This is a genomic window from Weizmannia sp. WK01 (assembly GCF_025905465.1).
Taxonomy (GTDB): domain Bacteria; phylum Bacillota; class Bacilli; order Bacillales; family Bacillaceae_C; genus Weizmannia; species Weizmannia faecalis.
Map to the genome: position 1 here is coordinate 3,607,514 of NZ_CP109616.1, position 17,893 is coordinate 3,625,406.

Annotated in this window: 14 protein-coding genes; 10 read left to right on the forward strand and 4 right to left on the reverse strand. The window is 44.8% G+C overall.

Going from position 1 to position 17,893, the window contains the following annotated elements; translation table 11 throughout:
• The first annotated feature begins 372 nt into the window (after positions 1-372).
• The 3 genes from deoC to OF158_RS17140 all read left to right on the forward strand — a co-directional run bounded on the left by deoC (position 373) and on the right by OF158_RS17140 (position 4,639).
• Positions 373-1,077 carry a deoxyribose-phosphate aldolase gene (gene deoC, locus OF158_RS17130; protein ID WP_172653422.1) on the forward strand — a complete coding sequence of 235 codons (705 nt, stop codon included), beginning with the start codon at positions 373-375 and terminating at the stop codon, positions 1,075-1,077.
• Between the two features lie 144 nt (positions 1,078-1,221).
• On the forward strand, positions 1,222-2,742 hold the full coding sequence (locus OF158_RS17135; RefSeq protein ID WP_043052461.1) for an IS5-like element ISBco3 family transposase: 1,521 nt from the start codon (positions 1,222-1,224) through the stop codon (positions 2,740-2,742).
• A 151-nt stretch (positions 2,743-2,893) separates the two neighbouring features.
• Positions 2,894-4,639: an ABC transporter ATP-binding protein gene (locus tag OF158_RS17140; protein ID WP_035183138.1), complete on the forward strand. Its 1,746-nt coding sequence runs from the start codon at positions 2,894-2,896 to the stop codon at positions 4,637-4,639.
• Positions 4,640-5,158: 519 nt separating this feature from the next.
• Here OF158_RS17140 and OF158_RS17145 read toward each other — a convergent pair.
• The 3 genes from OF158_RS17145 to OF158_RS17155 all read right to left on the reverse strand — a co-directional run bounded on the left by OF158_RS17145 (position 5,159) and on the right by OF158_RS17155 (position 8,810).
• Positions 5,159-5,815: a queuosine precursor transporter gene (locus OF158_RS17145; RefSeq protein WP_014096662.1), complete on the reverse strand. Its 657-nt coding sequence runs from the start codon at positions 5,813-5,815 to the stop codon at positions 5,159-5,161.
• Between the two features lie 11 nt (positions 5,816-5,826).
• The gene (gene queF, locus OF158_RS17150) at positions 5,827-6,327 is read right to left on the reverse strand and encodes a preQ(1) synthase (RefSeq protein ID WP_014096661.1); all 501 of its coding nucleotides are present in this window, start codon (positions 6,325-6,327) and stop codon (positions 5,827-5,829) included.
• Between the two features lie 278 nt (positions 6,328-6,605).
• A complete protein-coding gene (locus OF158_RS17155; RefSeq protein ID WP_035183137.1) occupies positions 6,606-8,810 on the reverse strand; it encodes an MMPL family transporter in 2,205 nt (734 codons plus the stop codon).
• Between the two features lie 288 nt (positions 8,811-9,098).
• Here OF158_RS17155 and OF158_RS17160 point away from each other — a divergent pair, with 288 nt between their 5' ends.
• Positions 9,099-10,562 (forward strand): alpha-amylase, encoded by a 1,464-nt coding sequence (locus OF158_RS17160; RefSeq protein ID WP_035183135.1) that lies wholly within the window; start codon positions 9,099-9,101, stop codon positions 10,560-10,562.
• A gap of 38 nt (positions 10,563-10,600) precedes the next feature.
• On the opposite strand, the gene OF158_RS17165 is transcribed toward OF158_RS17160, so the two are convergent.
• Entirely contained in the window at positions 10,601-10,861 is a 261-nt protein-coding gene (locus OF158_RS17165) for a diguanylate cyclase domain-containing protein (protein WP_014096658.1), read from the reverse strand.
• A gap of 26 nt (positions 10,862-10,887) precedes the next feature.
• On the opposite strand from OF158_RS17165, the gene OF158_RS17170 reads away from it, so the two are divergent.
• The 6 genes from OF158_RS17170 (at position 10,888) to OF158_RS17195 (ending at position 17,595) form a co-directional block, all read left to right on the forward strand.
• Positions 10,888-11,613: a GntR family transcriptional regulator gene (locus tag OF158_RS17170; RefSeq protein ID WP_035183131.1), complete on the forward strand. Its 726-nt coding sequence runs from the start codon at positions 10,888-10,890 to the stop codon at positions 11,611-11,613.
• A 139-nt stretch (positions 11,614-11,752) separates the two neighbouring features.
• A complete protein-coding gene (locus OF158_RS17175; RefSeq protein WP_088775931.1) occupies positions 11,753-14,137 on the forward strand; it encodes a phosphoketolase family protein in 2,385 nt (794 codons plus the stop codon).
• Between the two features lie 244 nt (positions 14,138-14,381).
• Positions 14,382-15,206, forward strand: coding sequence for an STAS domain-containing protein (locus OF158_RS17180; protein ID WP_035183129.1), 825 nt, complete (start codon positions 14,382-14,384; stop codon positions 15,204-15,206).
• A 159-nt stretch (positions 15,207-15,365) separates the two neighbouring features.
• Complete coding sequence (locus OF158_RS17185) at positions 15,366-16,154, forward strand: transporter substrate-binding domain-containing protein (RefSeq protein WP_035183127.1); 789 nt, start codon at positions 15,366-15,368, stop codon at positions 16,152-16,154.
• Positions 16,155-16,178: 24 nt separating this feature from the next.
• Positions 16,179-16,841 carry an amino acid ABC transporter permease gene (locus OF158_RS17190; RefSeq protein ID WP_035183125.1) on the forward strand — a complete coding sequence of 221 codons (663 nt, stop codon included), beginning with the start codon at positions 16,179-16,181 and terminating at the stop codon, positions 16,839-16,841.
• Between the two features lie 16 nt (positions 16,842-16,857).
• Positions 16,858-17,595: an amino acid ABC transporter ATP-binding protein gene (locus tag OF158_RS17195; protein WP_035183123.1), complete on the forward strand. Its 738-nt coding sequence runs from the start codon at positions 16,858-16,860 to the stop codon at positions 17,593-17,595.
• Positions 17,596-17,893: the final 298 nt, after the last annotated feature.

Below are 17,893 nucleotides of genomic sequence, written 5' to 3' on the forward strand. Positions count from 1 at the left end.
CTTTCAATCTCCTAATTCCTTTATCCGCATTGCGGCAAACCTGGCCAATGATCCCTTCTTTCTCCGCTGTTCTTGCACCCTTCGGCATTTGGCATACAAACTGTTATAGTAAAAAATGAATCTGTACTATATTTGTTCATAAAAAGTTCACATTTATATATTAAACCTATATATGCGGTGAAAACAAGGTTTTTGCATGAAAAAATTTATAAAATGCTTGTTTTGCACAAAACTGTATTAGTCCATATGCAAAAGATATTAATACACATTTTTAAAGCGGTTGCATTTTTTCGCGTCCGCAAAACAGACAAACCCTTTTTCATGCAATTTGCGTTATGATGGTATTGATGGATGATGAAAGGAATGAAGAATATGAAACGTTATACAATTGACCAGCTGGCACAAATGATTGACCATACCAATTTAAAACCGTTTGCGGATCAAGCGGCAATGGAATCACTTTGCAGGGAGGCGCAGCAGTTCCATTTTAAAATGGTGGCAATTAACTCCGTCCAAACTGCCCTTTGCAAACACTTGCTGGAGGGTACAGATATCCATGTCGGCGCAGCCATTTCTTTTCCGCTCGGGCAGACCACGCTTGAAACCAAAGTGTTCGAAACACAAGATGCGATCGAAGACGGGGCAGACGAAATTGACTATGTCGTGAATCTGTCCGAAGTAAAAAATAAGAACTACCGTTATATCGAAAAAGAGATGGAAACCATTACGGACATTTGCAGGGAAGAAGGTGTCATTTCAAAAGTGATCTTTGAAAACTGCTATTTGGAAAAAGATGAAATCGAAGCGCTGGCCCGGATTGCCAGAAAGGTGAAGCCCGATTTTATTAAGACTTCTACCGGGTTCGGAACAGGCGGAGCCACAATAGAAGATGTCCGGTTTATGAAAGAAATTGTCGGGGACGATGTAAAAGTGAAAGCTGCAGGCGGTATACGCGACGCTGAAACGTTCCTGGCAATGATTGAAGCAGGCGCCGAACGGATCGGCACAAGTTCAGGCGTACAAATCATGGCCAGTCTCCAGACAAAAGAAACAGATGGCGTGATGACGATCGAATAATGGTAAATCTAGAGCCTTAGTTAGGGCTTGCTGAATAAACAAAAATTCCAGATTTGACAAGGATTTTGGCCACTTTTGTCGAATATAAAGTGTAAGGATTTTATAGGAAACGTGTAAAAAACCTTGCACTTGGAGGCCGTTACGATGTACAAAAAGACTGAACATCAATTAACTTTTGTAGAAGATTTTTTTCTACCATTCGGTGGAAAATTAAATAAAGAAAATCGCTGGGTCCGTCTTGCTGAATTAATCCCTTGGTGGAAGGCTGAAGAAAAGTATGCCAAGTCCTTCAAGAAAAAGTTCAAAGGTGAAAAGGCTTATTCTGTCAGAGTTGCTCTTGGGGCTCTCTATATCAAAGAACGGCTTGGGCTATCTGACCGGGAAACAGTCGAACAGATCACGGAAAACCCGTATCTTCAGTATTTTATCGGGTTGCCTGAATTCCAGGAAAAAGCCCCATTCGATCATTCTCTGATGACTCGTTTTAGAAAACGTTTGGGTGCAAACATCATCAATGAACTGAATGAATGGATTGTTCTGGAAGAACAAGAACGCCAATCGGAAGAAGCATCTAAGGAAAATGACAACGATGATGATCACCATGATGATGACGATCATAGTAGTGGTGATCATCAACCTTCCGGTCCTGCTTCGGAAGAGAATTCAACTGGATCGGCTTCTCCTAAAACGAAGAACAAAGGAAAGCTCATTCTGGACGCAACCTGTGCACCGGCTGATATTGCTTACCCTACTGATCTGGGGCTTTTGAACGAAGCCCGTGAGAAACTGGAACATATCATTGATGTACTGCATGAACCGCACAAAGGAAAATTACCAAAGCCACGGACCTACAGAAAAAGAGCCCGCAGGGACTATCTTTCTGTCGCTAAGCAACGCAAAGCTGGAGCCCGGAAAATCCGGAAAGCTGTCGGCAAACAACTTGGATATGTGAAACGGAATCTGGAGATCATTGGAAATCTCATTTCCCAAAGCTCCCTGTCTCTTTTGAGCAAAGATGAATACCGACAACTCCTCGTGATTCATGAACTTTACCGCCAACAGGCAGAAATGTACAAAAAGAAAACACATCGGATTGACCACCGGATTGTGAGCATTTCCCAGCCGCATGTCCGTCCAATTGTGCGTGGCAAGGCAAAAGCGAACGTGGAATTCGGCTCAAAAGTCGCCATTAGCGTTGTAGATGGCTATGCCTTGATTGAGCAACTCGACTGGGAAAATTACAATGAAGGGATCACCCTTAGAGAATCTATTGAGAACTACTACAACCGGTTCGGATTTTATCCAGAAGCGATTTTAGCAGATAAAATCTACCGAAACCGTGACAACCTAGCATACTGTAAATCTCTTGGCATTCGTCTGAGTGGGCCAAGGTTGGGACGCCCATCCAAAACGGAAGACAAAACCTTAGAACGCGTGGCAAGGCAGGATGCCTCCGAACGTAATGCCGTTGAAAGCAAATTTGGCGAAGGCAAGCGCAAGTATGGGCTAGGCCTTATTCGAGCACGCCTTCAGGAGACCAGTGAAACAGTAGTAGCCCTTCAATTCCTTATAATGAATCTGGAGCGGAAGCTCAGGGTTCTTTTTTTGAAATTTTTGTACAACACTATTTTATATTTTAATAACCGTAATTTGGCTTGTATCTGACAGAATCTGATTCGTTCAGCAAGCCCTAGTTATAGATTCATTTCGCATATCTTTTTTAAAGCCATCCTTTAAAAAAGATATGCTCCTTTTAGTTCATTAGAGATTTATTTCTAAACTATCCGTATATTTAAAAAGGAGACAATTTAAATATATGAATGATAATAGCAACGGAAGCAGCCTTTCGTTCGTAGATATAATTAAGACAACTAAACCATCTAAGATTCTCTTTTTTTCAGCATCTGTTCTTTCCCTTTTGGGATGTGTGATCAGTCTTACTGTCCCTCTGCTTATTGAAAGATTAATTGATCAGTTAAAATCAAATATAGACATCAAACTGATCGTTTGGATTATTGCCTTTTCATTATTAGAGAGTGTGGCATCTTCAATTTCACAATTTTTACTTTCCGTATCTGCAGAAAAAGTAATATTTAATCTACGGGAAGCACTGTGGAATAAAACATTACAATTGCCCATGAAATACTACCAGAAAAATAAATCTGAAGAGCTTGTGAGTAGATTAACAAATGATACAACTACTGTAGCGTCGATTGTAACGGATGAGATGGTTGATCTAATATCCTCATTTTTTACGCTCTGTGTTTCTATCGTCATTTTGTTGTTTTTAGATATTCCAATGACGCTTGCTCTCATTATTGTTGTCCCGCTATCCCTTTTTATTATTATTCCATTTGGTAAACGTTTTGGGGAGATTGCCTACAAATCACAAGACAGAATATCTGAACTTACAATGTTCTCTTCACAAATATTGAGGAATATTAAAATAGTAAAGTCATTTGGAGCCGAAACAAAAGAGTTGCAAAGTGGGAAAGATAAATTTTATTCACTTTACAAACTGGGAGTTAAAAGTTCGATTCTTAATGCTGTTATTGGTCCATTTCTGGGTACATTTGGTTTCTTATTACTCATTTCAGTTGTCGGATTAGGGGCCTTGCGGGTCAGCAACGGGGATATTTCAATTGGAAAATTAGTAGCATTTATTATTTACTTATTCCAAGTGATTGCCCCATTTATAAATATCAATATGTTTTTTACATCTTATCAGGAAGCAAAAGGCTCTCTAAAAAGGATTTTTGAAATCCTAAATGAGGATGTTGAACCTGATCACTTCTTAACAAATTCCGTTAAGAATAAAAATTCATTTAACACCTTAATATTGTCTCATATTACATTCTCTTATCATGAGGAGCAAGTTTTAAAAGATATCTCTTTTCATGTCAATAAAGGAGAGATCGTTGCATTAATCGGAGAAAGTGGGGCTGGAAAATCAACAATCTTTAATCTTATTGAACGCTTTTATGAACCGCAATCAGGAGAAATGTACTTAGATCATGTTTCTTTTAGAGAAGTGGAGCCGGGATTATGGAGACAGTCCTTTAGTTATGTACCACAGGATTCACAACTTTTTGACGGCACGGTAAAAGATAATATCACTTATGGTTTATCATCAGTAACGGAAGAAGAAATTGTTCATGCAGCAAAACTTGCCAATGCACATGATTTTATATTAGCACTTCCTGATGGATATGGAAGCGAGATAGGGGAGTACGGGAATCGTCTATCAAGCGGGCAAAAACAAAGAATTGCAATTGCCAGGGCTTTTCTAAGAAAACCTGATTTTATACTAATGGATGAATCAACCGCCAATTTAGATTCAGAATCTGAATATTTATTACAAGATTCTTTGAAACATTTATCTGAACATGTGGGCGTCATTTTAATTGCCCATCGTTTATCAACCATCATGAATACAGACCGGATTTTGGTATTGGAAAATGGTAAAATTACTGGAGATGGCAAGCATGAGACTCTATACCAAACCAACGCTTATTATAGAAATTTGATTCAACATCAAGGAATGAATAAGAATCAATCCTGAATTTCGAAAGAAAAATAGAAGTTTAAAATGAAAAAGTTCCCAAACCTGCCTTATTCCCAAAAATGTTAGGATCTGCTTCTCTCCTAAGCCAAATATAATCCTCAGCTGCCTCTGTGTAGGCAGCTGGAGCTAAATGGTGAGCTAAAATGATTTTTTAACCAATTTTATATAAAGCATACTTGTTTCCTCATTTTCCAACTATAATACCACGTTTATGGACAAATTGTTGCCCTTATCATAGTAGTGTTCGTTTGGTTCCGCAGTCCGTTTTCGTCATATTCATACTGGGCAATAGTTGTCCCGCTGATTGTCGTGACTTTTCCTCATTCTGGTAATTAGCAAGATTGCTATGTGCTGCTTTTTATGCTGCAATATTTCATTTCCGGTTGGTGCTGGGAATGATTTTTTTATCGGTAAATCGGCATTCGCAACCCGTTAATTTCGCCGGAAACAGTTGCGGCTTCTTTCATACCCGACCAGGCCGGGCACAAAAGAAGCCACTTCCGTTCGTGTAAAGTTTTATGCGTTTCCTTTTTCCACTGCTTCCGGGACGGTTTGCAACCCATTTTCGCTCCGGGTTTTGCGGATCAGGCCGACAAGCAAATAGACAACCGGGGTCATGATGATCGAAGCTGCAAATTTAAAAATATACTGGGTGAGAATCAGCGTTCCAATCATCCCAGGCGGCACCGTTCCGTAAAAAGCAATCACGATAAAAATAGACGTATCGATCAACTGGCTGAACATCGTGGAAGCATTGTTGCGCAGCCACAGTTTTTTTCTGCCGTGCCTTGTTTTCAGCTTATGAAATACAAAAACATCGAGATTTTGGCTGACCCAATACGAAATCAGGCTGGCCAACACGACGCGGAAACTGCCGCTTAAAATCGTTTTAAAGGCATCTTGGTGCTGAAAAGAAGGGGCAGCCGGGAGATGGATGGCGGCCACGATAAAAACCAGGGCAAGGATTTGGGTGAGAAAACCTGCCTGGACCGTTGCCCGGCCCGCCTTTTTCCCGTAAACTTCCACTGTAACATCAACAAGGGGATACGTAAAAATGTAAATGATGGCGGCAGCGGGCAGCACAATCGCATCGCCAATATGAAACAGCTTCACAGAAATGATATTCGATAAAATCAGCAGCCCGACAAACATGCCATTTAAGTATGCATTCATCTGTATCCCCCTCACCGGTTATCCACTTTTTCAGGATACAGATCGTGATGCATCAGGCGAAAATGGGCCATGTCTTCATATTTGGTGCCCGGCTTCCCGTAATTGCACCACGGATCGATGGAAATACCCCCGCGCGGCGTAAATTTTCCCCACACTTCAATGTAGCGGAGATCAAGCAGCTTGATGAGATCGTCCATGATGATATTGACGCAGTCTTCATGAAAATCGCCATGGTTGCGGAAACTGAAAAGATACAGTTTCAGAGATTTGCTTTCGACAATTTTTTTGTCCGGTATATAAGAAATATACATGGTTGCAAAATCCGGTTGTCCGGTAAGCGGGCACAGACTTGTAAATTCCGGACAATTGAATTTTACAAAATAGTCACGGTCCGCATGCAGATTGTCAACCGCCTCCAATACCCCGGGATCGTAATCCGCCGGGTATCTTGTTTTTTGGTTGCCGAGCAACGTTAAGTCCTGCAATCCTTCTTCTTGTTTTCTTCCAGCCATAAAAAAACCTCCTGTCAAAAATGTTCCCCTCATTTTTTCCAAGAGAGGCGCAGACCCGTGCCAGAATAAGATGAAAAAAGCCACATCCCGTATGGACATGGCTTTTTGATCCATTTATCCATAGTTTTTTATAGAGGGTTTGCTATGAACCTCATGCTTATGCAACTGTTCAATACCTCTCCCGGTCGGGTAGGTGTTCCTTACCATTTTAGAAAATGGTGCGGCGCCTGTAAACCCTTTGAACGAGAGAATCTTTCATTCATTCGAAATAAAAGCGATCAGTCTTCACTTTTTACAGGTTCCGCTTTCGCAAATAATTTTCCCGGCCAGAAAGCATAGCGGCCGAGCACGGTGGTAATCGCCGGCACGAGCAGCGGGCGGACGACAAAGGTATCCAGCAGAACGCCAATCGCGGTTACAATGCCGAACTGGACCAATATTTGGATCGGGAGCACCGTTAAAACCGCAAACGTTCCGGCTAAAATCAGCCCGGCTGAGGTAATGACGGCACCTGTTTCTGTGACGCCAAGGGCAATCGCGCGCCTGTGCGGCAAATGCTGTTTGTTTTTCCAAATGCCCGAGATCATGAAAATATTGTAGTCTTCCCCAAGAGCGACAAGAAATACAAATGCATAGAGCGGAATAAGGTCCTGGATGGCAGAAATGCCCAACCCATAATGGATCAGCAGCCAGCCTGCGCCCAATGCCGCCACATAGGAAAGCAGAACTGTCACAATCAAGTAAACCATGGCAACGAGTGACCGCAAATACAGCAGCAACAAAATGGCAATGATGAAAATGACAGACGGGACAATGACCTTCATATCCCTTTCAGTCACCTTTGCCGTATCATAAAGGGAAGAGGTAACGCCGCCGATCCAGATTTGGTTTTTGGACAGGCCGGCCTTTTGCAATTGCTTTTGTATCACCGGGTTGGATTGAATTGCTTTTTCACTGTACGGGTTATCTTTTAATCTTACATTGTAAGATTCATATTGTTTATTTTTTTTCCCGTATTGCGGCCCGGTTACGGTGTCAACAAACGGCAGTTTTTCAAGCGCTGCCTTTACATTCGCGCCTTTTCCTTCCGTATTTGCGATTACCTGGACAGGCGCCAGCTCGCCCGGCGAAAAATGGTCTGCGATGATTTCATAGCCTTCACGTGACGGCATATCTTTCGGGAACGACTCGATCAAGTTCTGCGTATACGCGATTTTCGGTACGAAGGAAGCGAGCCCGCCGAGAATGATGACGCTCAGCACAATGATCAGCCAAGGCTTTCTTGTGACCGCTTCTCCCACTTTCCGGCTCCATTTCCCATGCGCAGCATGACGGCGGATCTTTTTCCCTTTTTTCGCTTCCAGGGCGCTGGCCATTTGTTCTGTTCTCGGAATAAACGGAAAGAAAGAAGCCCGGCCTAAAATGGAAAGCAGCGCCGGCAGCAGTGTCAATGCAGCAATGCCCATGATAAAGATGGCAAGGCTGAACGGAACAGCAAACCGCTGATACGTCCCGTAGTGCGCAAAAAGCAATGTGAACAGGCTGAGCACGACCGTAATCGCGCTGACCATGATCGCGCCGCCCGAATGCCGGATGGCCGTGTGCAGCGCTTTTATCTTATCTTCTTCTTCCAGCAAACATTCACGGTATTTCGAAACAAGAAATAAACAGTAATCCGTGCCGGCTCCGAATAAAAGGACAGTCATGATCGAAGTGGCCTGGGAATCCACTGTAATGATGCCTTCTTTTGCAAGAAAACCCAAAACCGGCCCGATTGCCCCGTAAGCAAATACGACACCGATAAGCGGAACAAGCGCCAAAATCGGCGACCGGTACAGTACAATCAAGAGCACCAGCACAAGCAGCACGGTAGAAATCAACAGGGTGATATCCGCTTTGCTAAATAGGGACACCGCATCCGTGGATATGCCCGCAGGCCCTGTGAAGCGGACATGCAGGCCGGTATCCGCCAGTTTCTTATTCAAAACGGCTTTCGATTCGAGGGATGTCACTCTCTTTTTCAATTCTTTCAAGTTATCAGCGAGTTCATCCGTTCCTGCACTTTTTTCCATAAATACCGGCGTAACCATCGTAGTGCCGTCTTTTGAAGCCTGCCCGCCTAGTGCCTGCGGCGGCATTTTTTCGTACGGTGGGATAAAACTTTGTGCGGGAAGCGGGTTTTTCTTTAAATCCCCGTACAATTTAGCAATCGTTCCGTAATCCTGCTGCGTGAGGCCGCCTTCACGGTACCAGGCGATAAGAAGCGGCGTGCCCGCATTCGGGAACTGTTTTTCAGCCACCTTTTCAGCCCGGACGGACATGGCTGAATCCGGCAGATTTGCTGCGCTGTTATCCGTGACTTTATTCACATTCGGAAAAACAGCAGACAAAACGGACACGACCAGGATCCATGCGGCAAGCGTTACCCATCTCCCTCTCCTTCCTGCACATGCTCCCGTGAACTTTACCAGTAAATTTTTCATTGGTTCCCCACCTTTTTTACAGACTTATCACTATATTATTATAGATAAACCGGCCAAACAACCAAATCGGGGCGCAAAGGAGAGCCGGGGGCTGGATTTAAACCATTTTTGGAAAAACAAAAGGAAAACCTGCTTGTAAAAAGATGTTTTCGCGAAACGAAAGCGGGAATAGTACCTTTGTTCTCTTCGCCTTTTGTCATGCTTAAAATCATAATTGATTGAAAATTTTTTCATGTTCACTTATACTAAACGCATCAACTATTACTTCTTTTGGAAGGGGCAGTTTTCTTGGAACGGAATCATACAATCATGCAGTTTTTTGAATGGAATACGCCAGCAGACGGCAGCCATTGGAACCGGCTGAAAGAAATGGCGCCTGAATTAAAGAAAAGCGGGATTGATGCCGTCTGGCTTCCGCCGGTGACAAAAGGACAGTCAGACATGGACAATGGTTACGGGGTGTACGACCATTACGACCTCGGGGAGTTTGACCAGAAAGGCACCGTCAGGACAAAGTACGGGACAAAACAGCAATTACATGAAGCGATCAACGCCTGCCACGAGCACGATATCCAGGTCTATATCGATGTCGTCATGAACCATAAAGCGGGCGCGGATGAAACCGAATCTTTCCAAGTGGTGGAGGTCGACCCGATGGACCGCAACAAAGAAATTTCCGAACCGTTTGAAATAGAAGGCTGGACAAAGTTCAATTTTACAAACCGGAAAGGCAAGTATTCTGATTTTACGTGGAATCATACCCATTTCAGTGGCGTCGATTACGACAACCGGACAGGGCGGAACGGCATTTTCCGTATTGTCGGGGAAAATAAGCATTGGAGTGAGCATGTCGACAACGAATTTGGAAACTTCGATTATTTGATGTACGCGGACATTGATTACAACCATCCGGATGTAAAAAAAGAAATGATCGAATGGGGAAAATGGCTGGCCGATACGACCGGTTGCGACGGCTACCGGCTCGATGCCATTAAGCATATCAACCATGACTTTATCCGCGACTTTGCCGCTGCCTTAATGGAACACCGCGGAGACCATTTTTATTTTGTCGGCGAGTTCTGGAATCCGCAGCTGGAAGCGTGCCAAAAATACCTCGACCATGTACAGTTTAAAATCGATTTGTTCGATGTTGCACTCCATTATAAATTGCATGAAGCATCTAAAAAAGGGCGCGCGTTTGACCTCCCGACGATTTTTCATGATACACTCGTTCAAACGCACCCGCTGAATGCTGTTACGTTTGTCGATAACCATGATTCACAGCCGAACGAATCGCTGGAATCATGGGTGGACGACTGGTTTAAGCAGAGCGCCTATGCCTTGATTCTGCTGCGGAAAGACGGTTATCCGTGCGTCTTTTACGGGGATATGTACGGCATCGGCGGCGACAATCCGATTCCCGGAAAAAAAGACGCCCTTTCCCCGCTTTTATCTGTCCGGCGGGAAAAAGCGTATGGCGAGCAAGATGATTATTTCGACCATCCGAACACAATCGGCTGGGTGCGCCGCGGCGTTCCGGAGATCCCGCATTCCGGCTGTGCCGTCGTTATCTCAAACGGCGAGAACGGCGAAAAAAGAATGCTTGTCGGAAAAGAGCGCGCTGGCGAGGTTTGGGTGGACGCTACCGGCAACCGGCAGGAAAAAGTTACAATTGGCGAAGACGGCTATGCAGGATTTCCGGTTAACGGCGGCAGCGTTTCTGTCTGGGTACAGGAAACGGATGAAAACTAAGGAGGGGCACTGTTCCATCTTCCGGAACGGTGCTTATTTCATTCTTTCAGCTTATAGCTGTTTTTGCCGCGTTTTTTAATTTCGTACATCGTTTCATCCGCTTTTGCAATCAAGGTTTCTTCATCGCTGCAATGGTCCGGATACAAACTGATCCCGATGCTGCCTGTTGCTTCTATTGAGTGGGGGCCGATTTGGAACGGGCGGCTGAACGCTTCCACCATCCGGTTTTGCAACGCGGTCAAAACTTGGCGCCTGTTGTGATTCATTGAACCAAAAAGAATCTGTGGTAAACTGTTCATACAGAAACCTTTAGAAGGGATACGCCATGGCACAATTCGTATACAAGCAAATTATCGATGATTTGAAACAAAAAATTTTTGCCGGACAGTTCCCCGATATGAAACTGCCGGATGAACGAAGCCTGAGTGAAGCCTATCAGGTCAGCCGCAGTTCCATTAAGCGGGCGCTCTCGAAAATGGCCAACGACGGCATTATTTTTAAAAAACGCGGTTCCGGAACATTCATCAATCCTTTGTATATAAAAAACGCGTCCATTTTTAATTACGAAGGCACAAACCTCGGTGTCACCGACAATTTTCACATGTATGGCCAAAAGCCGGCCACAAAAGTGCTCTGTTTTGAGGTCATTCCGCCGACAGAAGAATTGCAGCGGAATTTGTTTTTGAACCCCCATGATTTTGTTTATAAAATACGCCGGCTCCGCTTGTTTGATGAGGATCCGTTTATGATCGAGACCGGTTATATTCCGATAAAAATCGTCCAAAATTTATCGCCCGAAATCATTGAAGGCTCCATTTTCAACTATCTGGAAGATGTCCACAATATGGCCGTAACGAAATCTTTTTTATCTATTTTTGCAGAACCGTCCAACGCGAAGGACCGTGAACTTTTGCGTTTAAAAGAACATGAACCGGTCGGTATTATGGAAGGCATCTTTTTTCTCGACAACGGCACGCCGTTTGAGTTTTCCCATATGCGGCTCCACTATAAATATTTAAAATTCAACACATTTGTATCGGTGTCAGAGTAGGCTGAATGGATTTCAGCTTTTTTGACATGATATGTTCATAATTTCACGAGATTGGACCGTATTAATTTATAAAAAGGTTGATTTTCCAGAGAGAAGCGGTATGATGAACGTAGATGAAAAATGAAAGGAAGCGGTTGAAATGGCAATGGCAGCTTCGCAAGTCGCTTATTCCTCCCCTGCCTATCTGAAAAATTTAGATGCATACTGGCGTGCAGCCAACTATATTTCGGTTGGCCAGCTTTATTTAAAAGACAATCCGTTATTAAAAGAACCCGTAAAGCCCTCTGATCTGAAAGCAAAACCGATCGGGCACTGGGGGACGATTTCAGGGCAGAACTTTATTTACGCCCATCTGAACCGAGTGATCAACAAATACGATTTAAATATGTTTTATATTGAAGGGCCGGGGCACGGCGGCCAGGTGATGGTATCCAATTCTTATCTTGACGGCAGTTATACTGAAATTTACCCGGATGTGACACAGGACATAGAAGGGATGAAGAGACTGTTTAAACAGTTTTCATTCCCGGGCGGCGTTGCTTCCCACGCAGCACCGGAAACGCCGGGATCGATCCATGAAGGCGGCGAACTGGGCTATTCCCTTTCACACGGCACCGGCGCCATTTTGGACCAGCCCGATTTAATGGCCGCTGTTGTCGTCGGCGACGGGGAAGCGGAAACCGGGCCGCTTGCCACTTCCTGGTTGTCCAACCGGTTCATCAACCCGGTAACGGACGGCGCCGTTCTGCCGATTTTACTTTTAAACGGTTTTAAAATCAGCAATCCGACCATGCTCTCCCGTATGTCTGATGAACAACTGGCGCTTTATTTTGAAGGGCTCGGCTGGCGGCCGTATTTCGTTGAAGGGGAAGACCCGGAAGAAATGCACCGCGATATGGCGTATGTAATGGACCAAATGATCGAACAGATCCAAGCCATCCAGTCACATGCCCGGAAAACCGGTGACACCGCCCGCCCAGCCTGGCCAATGCTTGTTTTCCGTGCGCCAAAAGGGTGGACCGGCCCTAAGGAATGGGACGAGAAGCCGGTTGAACATTCATTCCGCGCCCACCAGATTCCGGTTCCGATCGACCAGGACCATATGGAACATCTCGATGTTTTAATCAACTGGATGAAGAGTTACAGGCCGGAAGAATTATTCGATGAAAACGGGCGGCTGAAACCGGAAATTGCCAGGATCACCCCGAAAGGCAACAAACGGATGGCGATGAACCCTGCCACCAATGCCGGCTTCCATATCAAAGACCTTGATTTGCCTGATTTCCGCGATTATGCGCTGGACAACAAAGAACATGGAAAACAGATGGCGCAGGATATGACCGTTTTAGGGACATATTTAAAAGACGTGATTTTAAAAAATGAAACAAAACGCAACTTCCGGATTTTCGGTCCGGATGAAACGATGTCGAACCGTTTGGCGCCGGTATTCGAGGCTACAAAGCGGCAATGGGTGGAAAAAATCAAAGAACCGAATGATGAATTTTTGGCACCGGACGGCCGTGTTATTGACTCGCAACTGTCTGAGCACCAGGCGGAAGGATTTTTGGAAGGCTATGTTTTAACCGGCCGCCACGGTTTCTTTGCAAGTTACGAAGCGTTCCTGCGTGTCGTCGATTCGATGATCACCCAGCATTTCAAATGGCTGCGAAAAGCAGCAGAACAAAAGTGGCGTGCGGATATCCCGTCATTGAATGTGGTCGCCACTTCCACTGTATTCCAACAAGATCATAACGGCTATACCCATCAGGATCCGGGTATTCTTGGCCACCTGGCTGATAAAAAACCGGAATTTATCCGGGAATATTTGCCGGCCGATGCCAATACGCTGCTCGCTGTATTTGACAAAATCCTGAACGACCGTGGGAAAATCAATCTGATTGTTTCGTCCAAACACCCACGCCCGCAATGGTTTACCGTTGAAGAAGCGGAAGAGCTGGCAGACCGCGGACTGAAAATCATTGACTGGGCAAGCACGGACGAAGACGGTGATCCGGATATTGTCATTGCCGCATGCGGGACAGAACCGTTGCTTGAAAGCCTCGCTGCTGTTTCGATTTTGCACGAAAAACTGCCGAAATTGAAGATTCGTATGATCAATGTGCTCGATATTTTGAAATTAAGAAGTCCGGCATTGGATCCGCGCGGGCTTTCGGATGAAGCGTTCGACGCCTATTTTACAAAGGACAAACCGGTTGTTTTTGCCTTCCACGGTTACGAAGGCCTGATCAAAGACTTGTTTTTTGACCGTGCAAACCACAATCTGCATGTGCACGGCTACCGTGAAAACGGGGATATCACAACGCCGTTTGACATGCGCGTGATGAACCAGATGGATCGGTTTGACCTTGTAAAAGAAGTGGTGTCAAGCCTGCCTGATACAGCCCGGCACGCAGCCCTCATCAGCGAAATGGACAGCATGCTGCAAAAACATCATGCGTACATCCGCGAAGAAGGCACAGATCTGCCGGAAATCGAAAACTGGCAGTGGCAAGCGATAAAATAACAGCAAGAAAAACCGGGCGGACGTATCGAAATCGCTGAAAAAACCAATGAAATATAAAACGGCGGGACACCATCATGAATCGTGTCCCACCGTTTTTTTCATTCTATAGAGAAAACGGGTTTTTTCTTTTCCAAATCCAACATTTCTATTTCAATAAATAGAATTTTATTTTAAAATAGAAAGACAAGAAATGGCGAAAATGATCATGATTATCAATTAAATCTTACATCATGCGGGTGATAAAATGGAGCTAAGACAGGCATTGCATCATTTTTTCCTTGAAAAAACATGGCAATTGACGGAAGACTGGTACGCATCTCTCGACAAAAACAGCGTGCAGGGGGTTTATGCGTCCACCGACCCCGAAGTGGTTGCAAGACTGAAAGAGCAGAACCACGAGTTCCACGTCCAGTTTTGTGAAGTGTTTTTAAAAGATGAAGATACCTTTTTACACCATTTTGAAAAGTGGGTAATGAGCGTTGCACAAGATGAAGAGCATCTTGCCACACCGAACCACTTCATTTTGCGCGAGTTCTTCCACACGCAGGAACAGTATCTCGACCTGTTCGATTCATTTGTTGCAGCTCACGAAGGAGAGTATACATATGAGGAATTGAATTTTTGGCGCAGGGCGATCATCCGTACATTCGAACATGTCATGATCTGGTTTATGAAAGAAAACCACCACTATTCCTTAAAGCGGCTGGAGTCCCAGCAAGAAACGATTAAAGAGCTAAGTTCCCCTGTCATTATGGTCGGCAAAAATACCGCGCTGCTGCCGCTTGTCGGGGAAATTGATTCCAACCGTGCGAAAATCATTCTGGAAAAAACCCTTGAACAATGCGCAGAAAAAAGCGTTCTCCTTCTGTACATTGATTTATCCGGCGTGGTCGTCATCGATACGATGGTCGCCCAGCAAATTTTCCGGCTGATTGAGACGCTGCGGTTAATCGGGGTAAAATGCATTCTTTCGGGCATCCGTCCGGAAGTGGCGCAAACTGCCATTCAATTGGGCATTGATTTTAATGACATAACGATCCACTCAAAACTGGAACTCATGCCGGAATGATGAAAAATCTATCAATCTACTACATAAAGGATGCAACAGGGTGTTGCATCCTTTTTGCTGTCTCCCTAAACCGCCCGCTTATGATTATTTTTATATGAACAAGGTAAAAAAACGATGAGCAAGTTAGCAAATCGGACAAACTTTGGGAAGGAGAAAGCCATGGGGCAGCATGTTAAAAAAGGGGCATTTCTATTCTTATCTGCAATGCTAGTCGTCCTTTTATCGGCATGTGCGAAAAAGGATGAACTGCCGGACGGGGCAAAACTGATCCATAAAGATACATTTACATTTGTGGCTTCCGGCGAATTCAAACCATTCAGCTATGTGAAAGACGATTTGACCATGACTGGATTTGATATTGAAGTAGGAAATGCGATTGCAAAAGAACTTGGGCTAAAGCCTGTCCAAAAACGGATGAAATTCAAAGGGCTTGTGGAAGGCATCAATACCGGCCGGGCAGATGCAGCGGTTGCGAGCCATACCGTGACCCCGCAGCGCAGCAAACATGTCATCTTTACAACCCCTTACTACTATTCCGGGCCGCAAATTTTTACAAGGCCGGACAGCGCGATAAAAACCGTTAAAGATCTTTCCGGCAAGGAAGTAGCCGCCGCAAAAGGATCCACCTATGCGGACATTGCTTCCAAATATACGAAAAATGTAAAAGTGTATGACAGTGACATCACTGCTCTGAAAGCACTTTCGGAAGGCCGCCACGATGCCGTCATTACCGACTTTGTGACGGGAAAGACCGCGATCAAAGAAGGGTACAAAATTACCGGCCGGCAGCTGATCGAGCGGAGCGAGCAGGCCATTGTCGTGGCAAAAGACAATCCGAAGCTTGCAAAAGACATTAACCGGGCGCTTGAAAAACTTAGAAAAGACGGAACGCTTGCACGCATCAGCAAAAAATACTTTGGCGAAGACATTACAAAAAAACCGAACTAGACCGGCAGAAAGGAATGTTGTACATTGCCTAGTTTTTCTCATTTTTTCCATGTGCTCGCCAGTACGAAGCACGTTTTCCTCGAAGCAATGGTTTTGACGCTTGAACTAACCATTGTCTCCATTTTAATCGGCGTTGCCATCGGGCTACTATTTGCCTTGTTAAAGATTTCCCGGTTCAAAATATTCAAGCTGATTTCCGATCTTTATATTTACCTTATCCGCGGCACGCCGCTCATCGTGCAAATCTTTATTCTTTATTTCGGGCTTAGCGGACTCTTTCTGCTCCCTGACTTCTGGGCGGCTTCCCTTGCACTCGCGCTGCATAACGGCGCCTATATCGCTGAAATCTTGCGCGGCACGATCCAGTCGATCGACAAAGGACAGATGGAAGCCGGACGTTCTCTTGGTATGACAAAATCGCTTGCACTGCGCAGAATCATTTTGCCGCAGGCATTCCGGAGGGCGCTGCCGCCGCTCGGCAACCAATTCATCATTTGCTTAAAAGATTCATCGCTGGCCGCATTTATTTCCATGGACGAGCTGTTCAATATCGCCACGACCCTCGGCGCCAACAATTTTGACGAAATGACGTATTTATTGATCGTCGCAGTCTATTACTTAATCCTTGTCGCCCTGCTGACGTTTATTGTCAGCCGCGCGGAAAAATATTTAGCTGTCAGTGATTAAAGGAGGCTCCGTTCCTATGAAGGAAATGATTACGGTCGAAAACTTAAATAAATCGTTTGGCGATCTCCACGTTTTAAAAAATATTAATCTCGCAGTACACGAAAGCGATGTGATCTGCCTGATTGGCTCAAGCGGTTCAGGCAAAAGCACCCTGCTCCGCTGCCTCAATTTTTTGGAGAAAAAAGACAGCGGCACAATTAAAATTGAAGGGGAGGAAATCACACCAAAAACCCATAATATCAATGAAGTGCGGCAAAAGGTCGGCATGGTTTTCCAGCACTTCAACCTGTTTCCGCATAAAACCGTCTTGGAAAACGTGATCGAAGCGCCGGTGATGGTAAAAAAAATCCCCAAAAAACAGGCGGTGGAAGAAGCCCGTGCCCTGCTCGATAAAGTTGGCATTTCCGACAAAGCGGATGTGTATCCGGGCAAACTTTCCGGCGGGCAGAAACAGCGGGTCGCCATTGCGCGTTCGCTCGCTATGCACCCTGATATCATGCTGTTTGACGAGCCGACTTCCGCCCTTGATCCGGAGCTTGTCGGCGAAGTGCTGGCCACGATGAAAGAACTGGCGGAAGAAGGCATGACCATGGTGATCGTCACACATGAAATGGGTTTTGCCCGCGAAGTCGCAGACCGGATTGTTTATATGAATGAAGGCAGGATTATTGAAAAAGGCACCCCTGAACAAATTTTTGAAAACCCGCAGGAGGAAAGGACAAAAGAATTTTTGAAAACGACCGTATTGAAATGATGAAGGTTTTAACCAAGGCGTCATGAAAAATTTTCTTCTTGCTATTTTAAGTTCGTGCTGATACGATAGAAGAGCATGATTTGGAAAGCATATATAGAGCATCAGGAGTCTTTCCAAGCAGATAATTTTGGCCAGTGGAGTAAAGGCATCGGTGTGCCGGGCCAAATGCCGAATCGGCAACTTTTGGTTGCCTTATTGATTGAGTGGGAAACTCAAATTTTATAAGTTGGTTACTTTACAACCGGTGCTTGTGCACATCAACTTGTGAAACGATCAATAAGAGTGGTAAAAGTAATTA

Coding starts and splice junctions, on each gene's coding strand:
- deoC (WP_172653422.1), top strand. CDS start 373: ATGAAACGTTATACAATTGACCAGCTGGCACAAATGATTGACCATACC.
- OF158_RS17135 (WP_043052461.1), top strand. CDS start 1,222: ATGTACAAAAAGACTGAACATCAATTAACTTTTGTAGAAGATTTTTTT.
- OF158_RS17140 (WP_035183138.1), top strand. CDS start 2,894: ATGAATGATAATAGCAACGGAAGCAGCCTTTCGTTCGTAGATATAATT.
- OF158_RS17145 (WP_014096662.1), bottom strand. CDS start 5,815: ATGAATGCATACTTAAATGGCATGTTTGTCGGGCTGCTGATTTTATCG.
- queF (WP_014096661.1), bottom strand. CDS start 6,327: ATGGCTGGAAGAAAACAAGAAGAAGGATTGCAGGACTTAACGTTGCTC.
- OF158_RS17155 (WP_035183137.1), bottom strand. CDS start 8,810: ATGAAAAATTTACTGGTAAAGTTCACGGGAGCATGTGCAGGAAGGAGA.
- OF158_RS17165 (WP_014096658.1), bottom strand. CDS start 10,861: ATGAACAGTTTACCACAGATTCTTTTTGGTTCAATGAATCACAACAGG.
- OF158_RS17170 (WP_035183131.1), top strand. CDS start 10,888: ATGGCACAATTCGTATACAAGCAAATTATCGATGATTTGAAACAAAAA.
- OF158_RS17175 (WP_088775931.1), top strand. CDS start 11,753: ATGGCAATGGCAGCTTCGCAAGTCGCTTATTCCTCCCCTGCCTATCTG.
- OF158_RS17180 (WP_035183129.1), top strand. CDS start 14,382: ATGGAGCTAAGACAGGCATTGCATCATTTTTTCCTTGAAAAAACATGG.
- OF158_RS17185 (WP_035183127.1), top strand. CDS start 15,366: ATGGGGCAGCATGTTAAAAAAGGGGCATTTCTATTCTTATCTGCAATG.
- OF158_RS17195 (WP_035183123.1), top strand. CDS start 16,858: ATGAAGGAAATGATTACGGTCGAAAACTTAAATAAATCGTTTGGCGAT.